Source organism: Paenibacillus sp. 11B, assembly GCF_030487755.1.
Lineage (GTDB): Bacteria > Bacillota > Bacilli > Paenibacillales > Paenibacillaceae > Paenibacillus > Paenibacillus vandeheii.
On record NZ_JAUKNS010000001.1, the window covers coordinates 125,208 to 144,213 of the forward strand.

The following is a 19,006-nucleotide window of genomic DNA, read 5'->3' on the forward strand; positions in this document are numbered from 1 at the left end:
GGTTTTTCATAGATTTAGTTTGATCCTAACAAATTGTAACTGCCCTACCCCAGAAAAGCCACTTATTTTTTCTTTCATATTCGGAGTATAAGACATAGAGTTAACTGTAAGTCAAATCATAATTTTAAAGCAGATTAAGCAAAAACACCTCCAAGAAGATCTCCCTATCTGTCGACAAGGTTTCATTTTCTTGAAGGTGCTTTGATTTGGATTTGTCTCAATCAAAACATTGAATTATTTATTGAACGTGACATTCTCCGAACCGCCCTCAAGAATAATAGACGTGTCCCGCGGCTTCGTTTCCGCGATTTTACGGCCACCTCTGTACGAATAAAGTACGCCGGCCTGTTTGCGAATAGCCTCATATTCGTTCTCCGCTTCAAGAACGATGAAATTGGCAGGCTTACCTTCTTCAATGCCGTACACATCTTCGATATGGAGCGTTCTTGCGCTATTTTTTGTAATAAGATCAATCGAGTTCACGATTTGGTCGTAACCGAGCAGCTGTGAAGCATGGATCCCCATGTGCAGCACCTGAAGCATGTTGCCCGTACCTAGCGGATACCATGGATCGAAGATGTCATCGTGACCGAAGCACACGTTAAGGCCGGCTTCCTGCAATTCTTTGACACGAGTCAGCCCTCTTCTTTTCGGATACGTGTCGAACCTTCCCTGCAGGTGGATGTTGACGAGCGGATTGGAGACGAAATTCAGGTCAGCCATCTTCAGCAATCTGAACAATTTGTACGTATAGGCATCATTGTATGACCCCATCGCCGTTGTATGGCTTGCCGTCGTGCGGGAGCCCAGTCCGCGTTCATAGGCTTCTTTGGCAACGACTTCCACGAAACGGGATTGCTCGTCATCAATTTCGTCGCAATGGATGTCGATAAGACGGTCGTATTTTTCGGCGAGATCAAACGCGACCTTCATCGAATCGACGCCATATTCCCTTGTAAATTCGAAGTGTGGAATACCGCCGACCACGTCAACGCCCATTTTCAGCGACTCTTCCAGCAACTCCACACCGTTCGGATAAGAGTGAATGCCTTCTTGAGGGAAAGCAACAAGCTGGATATCCATGTAGGGCGCCATTTCTTCTTTTACTTCAAGCATCGCTTTAACAGCGGTAAGGCTTGGATCGGTGACATCCACATGCGTCCGTACGTGCTGGATGCCCTGGGCCATTTGCCATTTAAGTGCCGTTTTGGAACGTATTTTGACGTCTTCATGCGTCAGGGAAGCCTTGCGTTCCGACCAGCGCTGGATGCCTTCGAACAGCGTTCCACTCAAATTCCATTCCGGTTCGCCTGCCGTTAACGTAGTATCCAGATGAATATGAGGTTCAATGAACGGCGGCAGTACAAGTGAACCGTTGACGTCAAGCACTTCCTCATTTGCCGTTGCTATCAGCTCCTGCGTAATTTGTACGAACTTTCCGTCCTTCACGACGATATTCCATAGACCTTCTTTACCCCGCAATTTTGCGTTCTGTATAATCATTCATTTTCCCCTTTTCTTTGTTGGATTCTTTCGAAGGAACGATCAGCATCAGCACGATGTAGGCCACCGCCGTACCGATCAGTGCATTTAAAGGTGTTACTCCTGGTGCCAGCTGGGCAAATGCAACACCGATGGCCCAAGCTGCCATCGCTACCCAGTTTACCGTTTTAAAAGTCATGTCAGCAAACGGTTTATAGTTTCTGCGCTTCACGAAGAAATAGTCCGCGATGATAATGGCGCCGATCGACGGTATTGCCGCGCCCAGCACATTCAGGAAACTCACGAAATTGTTGTACATCCACATGGCAAATACGGTACCCACGATGCCATTGACGATAACGAAGAATTTTTTCGAAATTTTAGTGATATTGGCAAAGCCCAAACCGGAAGCGTATAAGGCATTATCGTTGGTCGTCCAGATATTGAGTCCAAGTACGATGATCGCGGGAATGAGCAAGCCTTGCAGGAACATGACCTCCGAGATATCTGCCAGGTTATAAGCCATTGCACCGACTGCACCGAACAGGAACATAAGGGAGTTCCCCAGAAAGAATGCAATGACAGTTGCTGTAACCGCCTGCCGGGACGTCCGGGAGAATCGGGCAAAATCGGGCGTCAGCGTTCCGCCACTAATGAATGAGCCGATACAAATGGTTAATGCTGCTGCCGCAGTGAGCGACTGTGACGGGGTGTAATCGAGCATGCCTTCCAGACCGCCCAATGTACCTGCACCTTCAAACATGGAGTAACCGCCGAGAATGGCAATCGCCGGAACTGCGATATAACCCAGGATGACGAGTGACTTCATGCCGAAGATGGCTGATGCCGTCATGGCTAGACCAAACAGTAAGATCAACAGGTACACGTTCCAGTCCATCGCTTTGGCGACCGGAATCGCGAACATGGCCACACCTACCCCGAACCATCCGACCTGTGTGAAGCCGAGCAGGAACGAAGGCAGGTAAGATCCTTTCTCACCGAACGCGTATTTAGCCAGCAAGTGTGTGGACAGCCCCATTTTGGCGGCGATATGTGCCAGCGCTCCCGTATAGATACCGAGCACCAGATTGCCCGCAAGCACGATGCCGATGAACTCCATGAACGTTAAGCTGACTCCAAGCGTCCCCCCAGCCAGCATGCTTGCCGAGAAGAAAGTGAATCCCATCATCACGGCTAACGTCTTCCAAAAATGGTTTCTCTGTGCTTTCGGCACCTCTTGCCACGAAAACTCTTGATCTTGTTTGCTCATCAGAATACCTCCAACTTAAAGTGTCCTGATACCAAAAAAAGCAGAAAAAAGAGGCTACTCGTCAAGTCTCAAACTGACAAGTAGCCTCTTTTTCACATCATAACCCGCGCGAAGACACAGAGCATCCCTGACGGGATATGCCCTGATTCACGCGTGATTACAAAAATCCGCTGCCCTTGCCAGCCTCTCTGGACTGAATTAAAGGTACCAGTATTCAATTACATCCCATTATTTTCGAAAAACCTATCGTTGTCAATGTCATTATTATCCAAAATAATTAAAAACCCTCATTAACCAGCATCGTCTACTTTACTATGAAACGCTGTAAATGTTGGTTTGATGCTGATCGGCATCAGTCCTCCATGTTATCCGTCTAAAAGTATTTTTTTTATTTTCTATGAACATCATATAATCGAATTTCAATCACTTCTGCCCGATCTCCGCCGTGCGTTTCATTGATGACAACTCTAATCCGGTCTGACTGTATCGGATTCTCAAGTCGATGGATCTTTTTGCGAGCACGGTTATGGTTATCACCAGCAAGCCTTACCCACTCCCCATTTATATATGCCTGCACCTCATATGTCTTAACCATCTCCGGAATAATCAAAAACGGAGTTTCGTGATGATGCAAATTAATCAAATCCTCATTAACATCGTCATTAAAGGTAAGGTGGATTTCCCGGATATCCACTGGTTCTGGAAGCTTGACTTCAATCCATTCTTCACGGTCGTTTGCGATTGGCTCCGATACCCACAGCTGCGGACCTCCAAACGGACGAACGTAGCCGTTGATGACTTTATCAGGTGAATAAGCGCCGGTCTCAACTGCAAAACAGAATGGTTTTCGGACAAGGCCCTTCATTGACCATTCGATAACGGGCTGATCCGGCTGATGCTCCTCCAGATCCGAGCTGACTATGGGTTTGACTCCCCGCTCGAATGCGAGGACGCCGCTAACCGGAACAGCTGATGTAAAGAGACTGACTGCCTCATTCGCACGAACAATGATAAATACATTGCAAGGATCGCCTCCAAACATTGAACAATCTGCAGGCACATCCAGCCATTGCTGTTCACCTATATCGACCTGGATCTGCAAAGCTTGTTTGAAGTTTGCCGGTACATAATTCTCAGGGCGCCCCGTATCCCACAGTTCTATAGTCAGACTTGTCGCCTCCCGGGCGGAGACCAAGAGAGTCAATCCTTCAAACCCAGCATCGGCCGGAAACAGCCATCCAACGTCAGCGACCAGACGGTACTCCTCGGAAGGTTCATTGAGCCAAATTCGGGTCATCGTGCTTGAAGCCGTGATGGTTCCCTTTCTCGCAAGATCAGCAGAATCAACATTGCGCAAACCTATAATCGAGGCGTCGGTCCGCAGCATCGTTTGCTGCAATTCGGTCAAATGCTGCTCACGCAGTTCACGAGGCGTGATGCCCTTGATTACCGACAAGGCAGCGCCTACACCTGCCGCTTCCCCCATTACCGCACAAGTTGCCATGACACGGGTTGTTCCGAATGCAACATGCGATGCACTGATATTACGTCCCGCAAACAGCAGATTGCTGACATTCCGGGAGTACAGACATCCAAACGGAATATGATAAATGCCATCGGCATGCAGATGCTTGGATCCACTCTCGGTTGCGTACATCCCTTGTGGAGGATGCAGGTCGATGGACCAACCGCCAAAGGCGACCCGGTCTTCAAATGGGCGCTGAGAGATGACATCATTTTGCGTCAGGATCGTATCACCAAGGAAGCGGCGATACTCGCGTTTACCTGGAATCGAGCCTACCCATTCCAGCGTCATATTCTCGGCTTGAAACTTGCCGGAGTTCTTAATATAATCCCAAATGCCATAAATAACAGACCATAACTCATCCCGGATCTGCTCGTTCTCATGTACCGTATCCAGCTCACCGCCCCATTCAATCCACCAGTAATGGCAGCCGGAATCTCCGCTGCGGATCACACGCTTTATCGGAATAGAGGTTGTCGTAATGTCTTTAGCAAACGATGGAGCAACAAATCGTACCGGTTTTCCGGTATCTTTCGTATAGAACAACATTGTACTGCCTAGCGTAATATCATCAGCAACATCCGGTGCCCATTCTTCACCGAACTCATGTCGAGCTTCACGACCAATCCGGTATGCTGCTCCAGCGAGAAATCCGATGAGTCCGTCACCGGTACAATCTAGGAACCTCTCGCTTTCAAACGTAATCTCACGCTCGGAGCCCATCATCCAGCCCTTCACGCTGCGAATGATCCTTGCATTCTTCTCACCGTCTGCTTCTACTTCTCTAACATCCGTATTCATAAACAGCGTCAGATTAGGTTCGGCTCTTACCGCCTCCAGCAGCGTAATGTCCCACAAATACGGATTTCCTTCCGGATTCCGGTATTGATTCTGAATGAACAATTCACCCATAATGCCGGTCTCCCGGGCATAACGGTTCACGCCATGCCCAGTTGCACCGCATACCCATACACGCACCTCCGAGCTGGAGTTGCCGCCAAGTACAGGACGATTATGCACGAGCGCAACCTTTTGTCCTAATCTTGCCGCTGCAATAGCAGCACAAATCCCGGAAAGTCCTCCGCCAATGACCGTAACATCGAATGATATCGTTTCGCGTTTCATCATATAAGCCTCCTTTGGATTAGCCTTTTACAGCCGAACTGGATACGCCTTGAATGATATATTTCTGACCAAGCAGAAAGATCAAAATCATAGGGATGATTGCTGCCGAAGAAGCTGCCATCATGCCGTTATAGTCTACGTTGTTTTCCAGCACGAAATTTTGTAGACCTAGAGGAATTGTATAAAGCTTAGGACTCTGTAAGAATACCAGCGCATTCTCATAATCATTCCATTGCCAGGAAAAATCGATAATGGCAAACGTTGCAAGCGCGGGTTTGGCTAACGGCAACACCAGTTTGAAGAAAATTCGAAAATGACCGGCACCATCGAGAAACGCAGATTCTGTAATCTCCTTCGGAATACTGAGAAAGAATTGGCGCAGCATAAATACGCCAAAGATCGAGAACATGGCAGGCAGAATTAATGCCCAATGCGTGTTATAAATATGAAGCCAGTTAAACAGGATAAACTTCGGAACAAAAACGACTTGAGGAGGAATCATCATCATGGATAGATACACCAAGAAGAGTGTATTGCGTCCCTTAAATTCCGTACGTGCAAAGCCATAAGCCGCAAAAGCAGACATAAAAACGGCACCCGCTGTACCAATCACGGCAATCTTAAGGGAGTTCAAATAGTAAGGGAAAAAACTATAGTTTCCTGTCCAGATCCGCTTATGACTGGTCCAGTCCAGCTTCGAAGGGAGCCATTGGCGGAATACTTCACTTGGGGTCTGAAAGGAAGTACTGAGCATCCATAAAAAAGGGACGATCATAAACAACCCTGCAATCAGCATAAGGATTGTGACGGAAAGCTTAACCGAGCGTATCTTAGTTGTTCTAAACATAGAGCCATCTCCTCTCTAGTAATGGACCCAGCGTTTTTGGCCGACCCATTGCATAATGGTAATGATGAGAATAACCGCAAACAGGAACCAGGAAATGGTTGACGCATAACCCATCTCATAATAACTAAATGCCGTTTTGTAGACGAACAGCGACAGAATCGTGGTGCTTCCGCTTGGCCCGCCACCTGTAATCGCCTGGATGAGAGAGAAGGATTTAATGGTCATAATCAGCCCCGTAATCAAAAGCATAAATGTGGTTGGACTCACAAGCGGCCATACAATTCTCCATGTAATAGTTGCTTTCCCTGCCCCATCGATACGTGCCGCTTCAAGCTGCTCGGTCGAAATCTCCTGCAGGGCCGCCAAATAGATAATCATGTTGTAGCCTAACATAAACCAGATTTGCACAACGTCGATTGCATACATCGCCGAGCTTGAATCGGCGAACCATCCTGGAGGTGATTCAATTCCGATAAAACGAAGGGTTTGATTTATTGGCCCCTGGGACGGCTGGAACAGCAGCATCCATACAAAAGCAACGGCAACCCCGCTTGAGATGTATGGCAGGAAGAACATTCCTCTAAGCAATCCCTTCAAATACACGTTCCGGTTGAGCACAAGGGCAACAAGAAACGCAATGGCTAATGAAACTGGAACGGACAACAGGAATATGAGCGTATATTTGATTGAAGCATAGAACTGATCATCACCAAAAAGGCGTTTGATATTATCTAATCCGGTGAACGTCCAATTCGGATTAGCGAATTGATAGTCCGTGAACATCATAAAGAAAGAGTACAAGGCAGGCAGAATAAAAAATGCCAGGATACCCAGCATATTAGGCAAAATAAATGCGTAGCCAACCCAGCCTTGTTTCCGAATCCAGCTGTTCCTTTTCACAGAAAACACTGCCTTTCTTCTCGTATGGAACTTTGTAGATACAACAAAGAGAGAAGAAGGAAGCGGAAGATCCTTCTTCTCTCTTAAGGATATTATCGATATTCGATTATTTGATATAATCCTGATGGCGTTTGGCCATATTCTTAAGCGTTGTATCGATATCCTGCTCATTCAGGAAGTATTTCTCGTATTCTTCCTTGCGGGCATCCAGCGCTTGCTGCGGTACATTCAGCTGGAACGATGGGAACTGACCGAACACTACGCTATTCATGGACTCTGTATCGTATTTGTCTTCAACACCCTTGAGCAGTAAGTCCATTGCCTGCTTGTTATCAACACTCTTTGAGGATGGAAGACGTCCCCCGCTTGCCATCGGCAGCATTCCGCCGTCGGCATACCACTTTGCGAATTTCCATGCCGCATCCTGATGTTTGGATTTTGCATTAACCGAGAGCATGTCACCTAAACCGCCTGCATATTTATAATCCTTTTGATCGGCGGATACTTTGGGAATCGTTGCGAATGCGATCTTGAAGTCATGCGGAAATTCCTTCAGGTTATTTGCGTTGCGGAAAATAAATTCTCCTGCGGCTAACATGGCTGCTTCGCCTTTCAAGAACATGGTATCTACCGGCATCTTGCTTGTTACTTGTTCTCCATATTCCGGTGTCGATTTGTCCACAAACATCATGTCATGCACGATTTGAAGTTGCTTTTTCCAAAGGTCATTATTGAAGTTAGATGTTCCTTCCGGTGTGGTTACGCCAAGACCCGCGATGGTACCATCAATTGCAGCGGTAAAGGCAGCATCATGCTGCATAAGACCGTAAACATTCGATTTTGTTAGCGCTTTCGCATATTCTCTCAAGTCGTCCCAGGTCCAATCGACGGGAGGAATCGGTAAACCGGCTTCATCCAGCATGCTTTTGTTTAGCCAGATGAACAACATATTTTTCTTTGTCGGGATGCCATAATATTTATCTCCTATTTTCCATTGAGCGGCATCCACTCCCATTTGCTCGTCGATGTGGTAATCTGTTCTGCTGCTCAGATCCAAAGCGACTCCTGCATCAACACGCTTCTGTAAGCGGTTAATCGTGTAGTTGATAAATAAATCCGCATCCTGACCCGTCATGAGCGCTGTATCCAGCTTCAGGTTGCCGGGGTCATCATTTACATAACGGAAGTACTCAACCTGAATATCTGGATTTTCCTTATTCCAGCTGTCAATCACTTCTTGAGGTCCAGCCTCGGCAGGAACAGCTCCCCAAAGCGTGAGGTTGATAGTCTCACCGGAATTTTCTTTTGCCGATCCTGCATTTGCTCCCTCGTTGCTGTTAGCGTTTCCGCACGCGCTGAGCATCGAAGCTGCCAAGGTCGTGATCAAAGCTGCCTTTAACCAATTTCTACGTTTCATGTACAGTCCCCCCTTATCGAGTTGATAAGCTGCTTGCTACGTCTTTAACTTTATCACCAGTCTGCCATTGGGGGTATGAACGGTGTTTGGATATTCATAGAACGATTTTTTGTTCTTTCCGGTATTCGTTCGGAGTTAATCCGCACCACCGTTTGAATATTTTAATAAAATAATTGTCGTTCTCGAAGCCTACCAACCGGCCAATTTCACTAACTGTTTTCTCCGTCTCTGTCAGCAGCATTTTTGCTGCTTGAACACGGCGGTTTTGAATAAAATGCGTCATCGTAATCCCCGTCTTTTTCTTGAATAAGTCACTAACATAACTGGCATCCATGCGAACATATTCAGCCAATCTCTTTAATGTCACATCCTCGGCGAAATGCTCCTCAATGTAGGTGATCATTCGATTCAGCTCCGGATGATCCGTTGGTTCTTGGGCAGTCTTATCTGGGAACCACTTATCTGCCAGGCGAAGCTTATCCATTCTTGTCAGTTCTCCGGCTACTTTGTCCATGGTTTGCGTGAGTTCCTTCAAATCCAGAGAAAGTTTCATCAAATAACCCGAGGCACCGTATTCCAACGCTTGTCTGGCATATTCGAATTCACTTACTGCCGTCAACATAACGAACCGACATTCGCAGCCTTCCTTTCTCGTCAGCTGGAGTAACCGGACGCCATCCATTAACGGCATGAAAATATCCGAAATGACCACATCAGGTTGCAGTTCACGGATCAACTGCAACCCCTCCTCGCCGTTTACCGCCTCGCCTATAATTTCAAACGGGACATTCGCCTTCGCAAACAATTTGCGTAAGCTTGCTCTCGCGTACTGTTCATCTTCAACGATCAATGTGCGCCACAATGGTGTTCGCCTCCTTCAAATATGGTTTGGATAACAATAATGGGAAATGCATGATAACTTTCGTTCCTTCGTCCGTCGACTCCAATTGAAGTCCTGTTGGCTGGTTCTTAAACATAAGCTCCAAGCTTTCTCGAAGGTTTTGTACGCCAATGCTTTTTCGTTTCCGGTAGAACTGATTCGCCTGCGATTTCTTAATCCCCATGCCATTATCCACAACTTCCAAGATAAGCAGCGAATGGTCGCATGATGCACGAATGTCGATCCGCCCCTCAAGCTGTGTTTGACCAAACCCGTGAATCAACGAATTTTCTACCAGCGGCTGCAGGCAAAATTTCGGAATCAGCGCATACTCCAGATCCCTGGACACTTCATAGTGGAGCTCAATACCATGTCCAAATCGTTTCCGTTGGATATCCATATAGGATTCAATGAGTACAATTTCCTCCTTCAGCAGAATAAGGTCAACCTCCAAATTCAGCGTTGTTTCTAATATTTTTCCTAGTGATACACAAATCTCGTAAATCTCATCTTCGTCCTTATCCAGTGCAATGCTCTTAATTGTATTCAGCGTATTGAGCAAAAAATGTGGATTCATCTGACCCAGCAACACCTGAAATCGGACAAACTGCTTTTGCCGCTCCTCAAGCTTTAACTGCTCCAACAAATTATTGATGTCTGCGATCATGAAATTGAAGCTTCGGGTTAGCGCCAGCAATTCACCTCTTCCCTGTTCCGGCAGCTTTGTCTTCAAGTTCAATTTCACTGTGGTCTCCATCTTGCGTTGAAGTTGCTTTAATGAACCGGTAACGGTTGAAGAAATGAGGTAAGTTAACAGCACAAACAGCAGCAGGATGGCACCGTATACGGTATAAAACCTCAGCTTCTGTTTGTTCACCTCTTCAAATAACAAGGAAAGAGGTATCTTTTTCACAAGATAACCATCAAGCTCTTGAATTTTGCTATAGGTATACAGCATGTGATTGTTCACAATGGATTGGGAAGAGGAATCCTGTCCCTGTTCCTGGCCTTGGCTCTGACTTGCTGTCGCTATGGCAGATGACACGGTAGAGGGCACGTCCTCCCCTAACTTTGATTGAAGCATCGTATTTCCATGTCCATCCAGCAGAAAATAGGCTCCTTCCCTATCGCTGCCGAATGGATTTTTTTTCGTTTTCTCCTGAAACCATTCTTCATAATCGATACTAAAACGTCCGTAGGCGAATGGTTGTAATCCGTCGTCCCGCAGCACTTCATAAAGGCTCAGCATCCGATTACCATTTCTCTCACGAACGCCGGTCGTCAGATCATTGGATTTCCATACGTACCGCTGTCCCTCAGCCCTCTTTAGCTCCTGTACCCAAGGCTCGGTGCTGATGTGGGCATAGTTCAGAGAATTCTCCGGCGTATACGATGTGTAAGCGTTTCCTTTTAAATCGATCAATGTGTAGAATACCGTAGCACCTGTAAGGAAAAAACTGTTTTCAATACTAGCGAATTTATTTTCCACAATCCGCTTTCGATGGATGGCATCGTATAATTCCGGCTTCTGCATCACTTCGCGAAGGACAGAATCCTGATCCAGCAGCATCCCAGTCTTCATCACAAGACTCATCAAATCGATAAGATCGGCTTTGATTCCTTCGAGCTGCTTGACGTTACTGTCCGAAGCGTCCCGCTGAAGCATCATTTCTGTTTCTCGGAAGTTGTAGAGGAATAATATGGCTATGGGCGCGAGGAGAAATAACAGGAAGGAAAATAAAATCCGGTGTTTAAAGGTGCCAGGGGTTATTCGTTGCAGCCATCGGGTCCACATGATTATTGCTCAGCCCTTCCATCGGTGTATACCTCCCAATTTACTGAAGGTTACGCCTGATCGCAATAGTAAATTATAAGCGCTAGATGAGGAGTTGGCGGTGTTCTCCTCTTTCTTTTGAGTAAAAAAACGACAGCCAAATCATTGACTGTCGTTAGGTTCTTTCTGCACTCATTTTTTTGCATTGGTGAGCTTAATAATATGACTTGCTGTAGATTCATCCGTAATCAGCATATTGATGTACTCTCCGCGTACAGCTGCCAGGATGCAATCAATTTTGTGAAGACCAAATGCCATACCCACCACTGTTTTTGTCTTCTTTAACTGCTCAAGTCCAAGACCAATCACTTTGTGATTGATGGGGTGTTCCGTAACCGTGCCTTCACGGGTGATAAAAACAGAATTAATATCCGCAACCGTATTCAATTCTTCTAACTCAGCTAATACTTGCTCGTTGAGATAACCTGAGCGTTCCATTGTTGACATCGAATACGGATTCCCGATCCCTACAAGTGCGAGGTCGATATTCTCTCCCTCTTGAAGCACGGCCGAGATATTGGGCATGCCGATAATTTGCTCTCGCAGCTCTTCTGTTTCAACGACTGCAGGAGCATACAATGTATCACAGGTCACGCCCAACTTTTTGGACAACTCATAGGCTATTTGGTTTGAATGCATTTCATTTCGATAATTTCCTGTTCCGCCAACGAGTGGAATGATTTTGACATTCTCTTTTTTCTCCAGAGGAAATTCCCGAACCATATGATACAGCGTATTGCCCCAGGAAACACCTACACGATCTCCGTTTTTGATTAATTTCAGAACAAATTGTGCTGCTGCCTTACCCACGGCACTCGATAACAATTCTTTGTTGAGATCCTTGGTTGGAACAACTAACGCTTGCTTCAGATTGAACAGACCTTCCAGCTCGTTCTCCAATTTGGAGACTTCATGATCATCATCGTGAATGACAATTTCAATAATTCCTTCTTCCCGGGCACGCTGGAGCATCTTGGATATGACTGGCCTGGATACACCCAACTTCTCGGCAATCTTCTCCTGTGTCCAGGATTCGTAGTAATACATTTTACAGACTCTTACCATATTTTTGCGTTCGTCTATGTTCACATACAAGTCCGCCTTTTGATTTTATAGTTCCATCCGTACATATGTCCCACTATAGAATGGCACTCACAGTCGAGTCAAGCAAGGAAGATATGCCCAATGGCATTTTACACAAGATTGACATTCGTTTGACACGTAAGTAATAAAGCCTTCTTACAATTGTAACTGTACGGAACATTTGTAAAGGATGCAGAACAAGACAGACTGAGGTGCAAAAGATGAATGTGAAAATTTTAGGTTACTGGGGGGGATATCCCGCCGCAGGAGGAGCTACTGCGGGTTACCTTGTAACCACAGATGAAGGACAAATTTTGCTGGATTGTGGCAGTGGCGTCATGAGCAAGCTCCCCTCCGAGACAGTTGTAGAGGCACTATCTGGTGTTATTCTGTCTCACTTACATCATGATCATATCGCAGATCTTGGTGTGCTCCAATATGCTGCTGCCGGCGCCATTCGCAATGGACGTATGTCGCATAAACTGAAGCTGTATGCTCCGGATAATCCCGTTGAGCTTCTGAGTGGTCTTCGTGGTGAGCATACCGAGGTCATTACCATTGATCCTTCAACCACGATTCGACTAGCAGGTGCAGAGATTGAATTTGTACAGGTGCAGCATACCATTACGTGTTATGCCGTCAAGATCACATATAAAGGCAAGGTGCTGGTGTATTCCGGCGATACCTCCTATTGTGATTCTCTTATCGAACTTGCACGGGATGCTGACATTTTTTTATGCGAGGCTACCATCTGTGAAGGCAGTGTGCATACCACCGGCCAGGGACATATGGATGCACTTCAGGCAGGCATGATTGCTGGACAAGCCAATGTAAAACAGCTCGTCCTGGTTCATCTTCCCGGGGATGGCAATCTCGAGTTGATGCGCCATGAAGCAAGTCGTTCCTATGGGGGACTTGTGGATATACCCGAGCCACTGCGAATGTATACCGTGTAAGCTATTTAATCGGGGGGATCTTCTCATGTACAAATTGTTGGCCCTTGATCTGGACGGCACGATGCTGAATCCGGACAAAATAATAACCCCCATGACACGAAGCTCCATCAAGCAACTCATGTCAGGGAATGTGAATGTCACCATTGCATCCGGCCGATTTCCCGCTTCCGTATGGCTTCATGCCCGGGAAGTCTCCATGACTTTCCCACTGGTTGCACTTAACGGAGCGGTGACCGTAGATCCGGTGACAGGTGAAATGCTTGAGGGTGTTCCACTGAAAACGGAAGATATTCTGCTTATGTTGGATGTTATCCAGCAAGAAGGAGCCTACATTCATTTCTATGGATACAATGTGCTCTATGTTCAGGAAATCAATGATATCAACAGGAATTGGGCCTTGAACAATGTCGTCATCCGACCCGAATTAGAAGGATCGGAAGAACGGTACAAGGATCAGGCTGATCTTATTCAATTGGTCGAGGTCGGACAGGATTTCAGAGCCTTTGTACGCAATATGCCGAACATGCTCTACAAAGCAGCTGTCATCTGTAAGGACCATGCCTCACGCGAGAAACTGTTTCATACCCTTGGCGGGTTAGGATTGTTTGAATGCACGCGAACTGGAAGTTTGCGATTCGATGTCAACTCCGCTGGAATTAGTAAACGTGAAGCTCTAGAGAGATTATGCCGTGCACACGATATCGAACCTCAGCAGGTTGCGGCTGCCGGGGATTATGATAATGATCTGGATATGTTGCAATGGGCAGGAATCGGTATTGCCATGGGCAATGCCGAGTCTCATGTGAAGGAAGTAGCGGATATAGTTACGGGCAGCAACATTGAAGACGGGGTGGCACAGGCCATCCACAATTACTTGCTCTAATCGATTCTCATTTCTGAAATAGTATGACTTACTGAACGATAAGATAGGCACCCAAAGGAGAGATTATCTGTGATTCCATTTAAAAAGACGTTACTACTGCCCCTGCTGGCAGGCATGATTGTGTTCAGTGGTTGTTCCGCTCAAGGACAAGCCACACCAGATCAAGGCAATTCAGGCGCAGCTTCAAATTCGGTATCGGGCAAGCTATCCTTCTATACCTCCCAGCCTGAAGAGGATGCAGGCAAACTGGTCAATGCTTTTAACCAAAAATATCCCGATGTTCAGGTTAGCATCTTCCGTTCTGGAACGGAGGAAGTCACAGCCAAAATTCAGGCAGAGCGCCAGGCCGGCAAAACTCAAGCGGATGTACTCCTGCTGGCGGATGCAGTTACCTTTGAAAATCTGAAAAGCGATGATCTTCTGCTCGCTTACAAGTCACCAGAATTAAGTCAGATTCCGACAGATCTTGTTGATCCGGATGGCATGTACGCTGGTACGAAGGTGATGGCAACGGTACTGGCTACCAATACCCAAAAAGTCACAGCACAACCAACTTCCTGGCAAGTGCTGACCATGCCTGAGAGCAATAATGCAAGTATCATGCCGAGTCCTCTATACTCTGGTGCGGCAGCTTACAACATTGGTGTCTTCAGCCGTACAGATGGATTCGGATGGGATTTTTTGCAGGAGTCCAAGATGAATGGCATGTCCGTCATTAAAGGTAACGGTGCCGTAATAAAAGCTGTAGCCAGTGGTGAAAAATCGTATGGGGTCGTTGTTGATTACCTCGTGGCCCGAGAAAAAGCAAAAGGTTCTCCGGTTGAACTGATCTATCCAGAAGAAGGTGTTCCGATCATCACTGAACCGATTGGGATCATGAAAGAAGCTGCCAATGTTCCTGCTGCCCAGGCTTTTGTGGATTTTGTTCTCTCTGAAGATGGCCAGAAGCTGTCAGCCGAGATCGGATACTCCCCTATTCGTGAAGGCGTTGCTCCACCTGAAGGACTTAAAGGTGTATCGGAAATGAAGATTTTGCCTGGCGATGCAGCCAAACTTGCAGTTGATCGCGAAACAGACAAACAGCAATTCATTAATGTGTTTGGCGAGTAAGGATTGGAGCTGTTCTTATGGAGAAAGTGAAAACAAATAGAATGGTTCTGCGGGGACAAGGAAAAGGGCGCAAGCCCTTTTCCTCCCTCTCCGACCTGTTACGTTGGAATCGACTTGCAGCCCTGTTGGGTGCAGCAGCCGTACTGATATTTTTTGTATACCCCATCCTGAAGCTGGTTCTTCTCAGTTTTCAAGGCGAGCAAGGTTTAACGCTATCTCACTATAGCGAATTACTGCAACAGGACCGTTTTTGGTCCACATTACGCAATACCGTATTTATCGTTACCGGTTCTACGGTGCTCTCTCTGGTGCTCGGAACAGCACTGGCCTGGATCGTTGCCTACACGGATATCCGGAATAAGTCCGCCCTGCATATGGGGATTTTACTTTGTTTTATTCTACCCTCCTATGTTCTTACGTTGTCCTGGTCTTCTTTTACCGGATCACAGGGATGGCTTGCGGGGGTACTGCAATGGATTCATCCCGGGCTCGCCCCATGGAGTATGTACAGTTTAGGTGGAATTGTATTTGTTATGGGTATTCATCATTTCCCGCTGGTGTACATGTTCACACTGGATGTACTGCGCAAAATCCCGCGTGATCTGGAATGGGCGGCAAGAGCTGGAGGTGCCGGAAGGATGGAAGTTTTCCGTCGCATTACATTGCCACTTGCCCTGCCTGGCCTGACGGCTGGAGGATTGCTTGTATTTCTGGCTTCGCTGGACAATTTCGGCATACCGGCCTTTCTCGGCACACCTGTAAACATTTCAGTTCTCAGCACGCTTATATATGAAGAAATTATCGGGTTTGGACCTTCGGCATTCGCCCGTGGTGCATCCTTATCTGTGCTGCTCGGTGCAGCTGCGGTAGTCGGAAGTCTATTGCAATGGATGCTTTTGCGCAAAAATCATACTTCCGACACGATGCAGCCCGATCTGGCCCCCAGATATGCTTTGGGTCGCATGCGGAAGCCATTAACATTGGCTATATGGTCGGGTCTCTTGCTGATTACTATTGTTCCATTGTCTTCCATGTTCTCGATGTCTTTCAAAAGAGCCTATGGGCTCGGTCTTACACGTGCCAATATGACATTAGACAATTACAGATATATTCTCTTTGAAAATGAGCGTGTGTGGCAGGCGATCCAGAACAGTCTTGTCCTCGCCCTCGTCACGATGCTCGCTTGTCTGATTATAGGCTCAGGATTTGCATATATACGGGTACGTAAGCCTAATCGATTCAATAAAATGGCCGAGCTGGCCACTGCTGTTCCTTACACCTTACCTGGTATCGTGTTCGCCCTGTCCATGATTCTGGTATGGATGGAGCCGATCCCTGGCTGGAACCCTGGCATCTATGGGACGATGACCATTTTGTTTATCGCATATATCTGTCGATTTCTTATTCTTCAGATTCGTTCAAGTGTCACTTCATTCATGCAACTGGATTCATCGATGGAGGAGGCTGCACGGATCTCCGGGGCAGGTTTCTGGCGCAAGTGGACCTCAGTTTTGCTGCCATTATTGCTGCCGGGTATTCTGACAGGAGGCATGTTGGTCTTCCTGACTGCCCTGACCGAGCTTACCGTATCGGCACTGTTATATTCTTCGGGTTCACAGACTATTGGTGTCACCATATTTAGTTTTGAGCAGGCAGGGGATACCCTCTATTCAACCGCATTGTCCAGTCTGATTGTCGCACTTATTGCGGCAGGAGGAGTAATATTGCTCATCGCTCAGCGATGGGCTGCACGTAAGGGAGTGAAGTCATGAGTATCCAGATCAAACAGGTTAGCAAGTCCTTCGGCAGTTTCCAGGCACTTCATTCCATTGACTTAACGATTAAGGATGGAGAATTCGTAGCGATTCTTGGACCGTCAGGTTGTGGGAAAACAACATTGCTGCGCATTCTTGCCGGATTCGAGCAGCCGAGCAGCGGCGAGGTTCTCATGGATGACCTGGTGGTTGCAGGCTCAGGGACATTGCTTCCCCCGGAAAAACGAAGAATCGGCATGGTCTTCCAGTCCTTTGCGCTGTGGCCGCATATGAATGTGGCTGAGCACATCCGCTTCCCCATACGTACACACAAATCAACACCTTCTCATATTAAAAATAACGAACAGAACCGGATCCATGAAGTTCTGAATATGTCGGGACTTTCACATCTGGCAGACCGCATGCCGCATGAGCTGTCCGGGGGACAAAAACAACGCGTCGCTATCGCACGGGCCATCGCTCCCCAGCCTTCACTGCTGCTGATGGATGAACCTCTCAGCAGTCTGGATGCCATGCTTCGCATGGATATGCGACGTGAGATTCAACAGGTACACCGAAATACCGAATCGGCTGTAGTCTACGTTACGCATGATCAAGGCGAAGCCCTTGCTATGGCTGACCGCATCATCGTTATGAAAGATGGACGGATTGAGCAGGCTGGAACGCCGCAGGAAATTTATTTGCGGCCGGAGACCGAATTCGTAGCGAGATTCGTTTCAAAATCCAACTTGGTCACAGGTCACTGGGATGCAGATGTCTTCATGCCTAAGGGCGGTACGAATATTTCCTGGCCTGGCAAGCAGGTTGCGAACTATTTCAAATCACACGGCTTATATCCCGTCAGGCCGGATCAGTTCCAGCTGCAGCCTTCAGGTAAAGCGGGGATATCGGGTGAGATTGTCAATGTCCAGTTTCAAGGGAAAGAATTTCATTATGACATCCGCAGTGATGACACACGTTGGGAAGTCATCTCTCCCCTTCCATTCTCCCTGAACGACCAAGTGAGTCTGAGTCTTTCTTCCGTCAGCGGCGAAGGAGTGTGACGTTTTGATTCAAACCAAGAAACTGATTTTCTTTGACATCGATGGTACTCTTCTGGATCGTCATAATCGGATTCCCGCTTCCGCGAAGCAAGCCGTTCAGACGTTAAAAGAAGCCGGTCATACGGTAGCTTTGGCCTCAGGACGATCTCCGTTCATGTTGGAACAGGTTCGCCTTGAACTTGGACTGTCGTCTTATGTTAGCTTCAATGGACAATATGTGATTCATCAAGGGGAACTCATTCACAGCAATCCCATCCGCTCGGATGCTTTGAATCAACTGTCTGCATTCGCTGGCTTATACGGACATCCACTCGTCTATCTTGATCATTCGCAAATGAGCTGCAGTCAGGATTATCACCCCCATGTAGACCTTTGCCTAACTTCGCTTGGAGTGACCCACCCTGGGGTTAATCAGCAATTCTGCAAAAACAGACTTATCTATCAGACGATGCTGTTCTGTTCACCAGAAGAGGAATCATCCTATCGCGAAAGGTTTCGTGATCTCCACTTTGTCCGCTGGCATCCGTTCTCCATGGATGTTCTGCCTGCGGGGGGCTCCAAAGCGGAAGGTGTTTCCAAACTTGCTGCCCGAATCGGATTTTCCCCTGAAAATGTGTATGCCTTCGGTGACAACTTCAATGATATGGAGATGTTTCGCTATGCAGGCTGTAGCATTGCCATGGGCAACGCCCCGTATCCTCTGCAACAATTAGCTTCCCATGTGACGACCCATGCAGAGCAAGACGGGATTTGGCATGGTCTGAAATGGGCTGGATTATTATAGAAGGAACAGTCCCCTCCCCGTTATAAGTTACACCAGTCATACGAAAAAAAGACGCTCCCGGTAATTGAAGTGCACCCCTTAGAATAGACATT

Annotated in this window: 15 protein-coding genes; 6 read left to right on the plus strand and 9 right to left on the minus strand. The window is 47.1% G+C overall.

Features of this window, described 5'->3' with window-relative positions; translation table 11 throughout:
- Positions 1-234 precede the first annotated feature (234 nt).
- From Q0V21_RS00520 to Q0V21_RS00560, 9 genes are all read right to left on the minus strand, one after another.
- Complete coding sequence (locus Q0V21_RS00520; protein WP_301877079.1) at positions 235-1,503, minus strand: cytosine deaminase; 1,269 nt, start codon at positions 1,501-1,503, stop codon at positions 235-237.
- Entirely contained in the window at positions 1,472-2,752 is a 1,281-nt protein-coding gene (gene codB, locus Q0V21_RS00525; protein WP_079349005.1) for a cytosine permease, read from the minus strand. The genes Q0V21_RS00520 and codB overlap by 32 nt, the downstream gene beginning before the upstream one ends.
- Before the next feature lie 388 nt (positions 2,753-3,140).
- Entirely contained in the window at positions 3,141-5,402 is a 2,262-nt protein-coding gene (locus Q0V21_RS00530) for an FAD-dependent oxidoreductase (protein WP_301878379.1), read from the minus strand.
- Positions 5,403-5,421: 19 nt separating this feature from the next.
- Positions 5,422-6,249, minus strand: a complete 828-nt coding sequence (locus tag Q0V21_RS00535; protein WP_285075471.1) for a carbohydrate ABC transporter permease — start codon at positions 6,247-6,249, stop codon at positions 5,422-5,424.
- A 15-nt stretch (positions 6,250-6,264) separates the two neighbouring features.
- Positions 6,265-7,149: a carbohydrate ABC transporter permease gene (locus tag Q0V21_RS00540; RefSeq protein ID WP_301877081.1), complete on the minus strand. Its 885-nt coding sequence runs from the start codon at positions 7,147-7,149 to the stop codon at positions 6,265-6,267.
- A gap of 106 nt (positions 7,150-7,255) precedes the next feature.
- Positions 7,256-8,566, minus strand: a complete 1,311-nt coding sequence (locus tag Q0V21_RS00545; protein ID WP_301877083.1) for an ABC transporter substrate-binding protein — start codon at positions 8,564-8,566, stop codon at positions 7,256-7,258.
- Between the two features lie 94 nt (positions 8,567-8,660).
- Positions 8,661-9,428, minus strand: coding sequence for a response regulator transcription factor (locus tag Q0V21_RS00550; protein WP_079349009.1), 768 nt, complete (start codon positions 9,426-9,428; stop codon positions 8,661-8,663).
- Positions 9,406-11,115, minus strand: a complete 1,710-nt coding sequence (locus tag Q0V21_RS00555) for a cache domain-containing sensor histidine kinase (RefSeq protein ID WP_301877085.1) — start codon at positions 11,113-11,115, stop codon at positions 9,406-9,408. Before Q0V21_RS00555 ends, Q0V21_RS00550 begins: the two co-directional genes overlap by 23 nt.
- A gap of 297 nt (positions 11,116-11,412) precedes the next feature.
- The gene (locus Q0V21_RS00560) at positions 11,413-12,369 is read right to left on the minus strand and encodes a sugar-binding transcriptional regulator (protein WP_301247592.1); all 957 of its coding nucleotides are present in this window, start codon (positions 12,367-12,369) and stop codon (positions 11,413-11,415) included.
- Between the two features lie 215 nt (positions 12,370-12,584).
- Here Q0V21_RS00560 and Q0V21_RS00565 point away from each other — a divergent pair, with 215 nt between their 5' ends.
- From Q0V21_RS00565 to Q0V21_RS00590, 6 genes are all read left to right on the plus strand, one after another.
- Positions 12,585-13,319, plus strand: a complete 735-nt coding sequence (locus Q0V21_RS00565; protein WP_301877088.1) for an MBL fold metallo-hydrolase — start codon at positions 12,585-12,587, stop codon at positions 13,317-13,319.
- Positions 13,320-13,344: 25 nt separating this feature from the next.
- On the plus strand, positions 13,345-14,202 hold the full coding sequence (locus tag Q0V21_RS00570) for an HAD family hydrolase (RefSeq protein ID WP_301877089.1): 858 nt from the start codon (positions 13,345-13,347) through the stop codon (positions 14,200-14,202).
- 114 nt (positions 14,203-14,316) lie between these two features.
- Positions 14,317-15,312: an ABC transporter substrate-binding protein gene (locus tag Q0V21_RS00575; RefSeq protein ID WP_443146390.1), complete on the plus strand. Its 996-nt coding sequence runs from the start codon at positions 14,317-14,319 to the stop codon at positions 15,310-15,312.
- A gap of 17 nt (positions 15,313-15,329) precedes the next feature.
- Complete coding sequence (locus Q0V21_RS00580; protein ID WP_301877091.1) at positions 15,330-17,084, plus strand: ABC transporter permease; 1,755 nt, start codon at positions 15,330-15,332, stop codon at positions 17,082-17,084.
- Complete coding sequence (locus Q0V21_RS00585) at positions 17,081-18,130, plus strand: ABC transporter ATP-binding protein (RefSeq protein WP_079349014.1); 1,050 nt, start codon at positions 17,081-17,083, stop codon at positions 18,128-18,130. The genes Q0V21_RS00580 and Q0V21_RS00585 overlap by 4 nt, the downstream gene beginning before the upstream one ends.
- Before the next feature lie 7 nt (positions 18,131-18,137).
- A complete protein-coding gene (locus Q0V21_RS00590; RefSeq protein WP_301878380.1) occupies positions 18,138-18,914 on the plus strand; it encodes a Cof-type HAD-IIB family hydrolase in 777 nt (258 codons plus the stop codon).
- Positions 18,915-19,006 lie beyond the last annotated feature (92 nt).

Coding starts and splice junctions, on each gene's coding strand:
- Q0V21_RS00520 (WP_301877079.1), bottom strand. CDS start 1,503: ATGATTATACAGAACGCAAAATTGCGGGGTAAAGAAGGTCTATGGAAT.
- codB (WP_079349005.1), bottom strand. CDS start 2,752: ATGAGCAAACAAGATCAAGAGTTTTCGTGGCAAGAGGTGCCGAAAGCA.
- Q0V21_RS00530 (WP_301878379.1), bottom strand. CDS start 5,402: ATGAAACGCGAAACGATATCATTCGATGTTACGGTCATTGGCGGAGGA.
- Q0V21_RS00535 (WP_285075471.1), bottom strand. CDS start 6,249: ATGTTTAGAACAACTAAGATACGCTCGGTTAAGCTTTCCGTCACAATC.
- Q0V21_RS00545 (WP_301877083.1), bottom strand. CDS start 8,566: ATGAAACGTAGAAATTGGTTAAAGGCAGCTTTGATCACGACCTTGGCA.
- Q0V21_RS00555 (WP_301877085.1), bottom strand. CDS start 11,115: ATGATGCTTCAGCGGGACGCTTCGGACAGTAACGTCAAGCAGCTCGAA.
- Q0V21_RS00565 (WP_301877088.1), top strand. CDS start 12,585: ATGAATGTGAAAATTTTAGGTTACTGGGGGGGATATCCCGCCGCAGGA.
- Q0V21_RS00570 (WP_301877089.1), top strand. CDS start 13,345: ATGTACAAATTGTTGGCCCTTGATCTGGACGGCACGATGCTGAATCCG.
- Q0V21_RS00575 (WP_443146390.1), top strand. CDS start 14,317: ATGATTGTGTTCAGTGGTTGTTCCGCTCAAGGACAAGCCACACCAGAT.
- Q0V21_RS00580 (WP_301877091.1), top strand. CDS start 15,330: ATGGAGAAAGTGAAAACAAATAGAATGGTTCTGCGGGGACAAGGAAAA.
- Q0V21_RS00585 (WP_079349014.1), top strand. CDS start 17,081: ATGAGTATCCAGATCAAACAGGTTAGCAAGTCCTTCGGCAGTTTCCAG.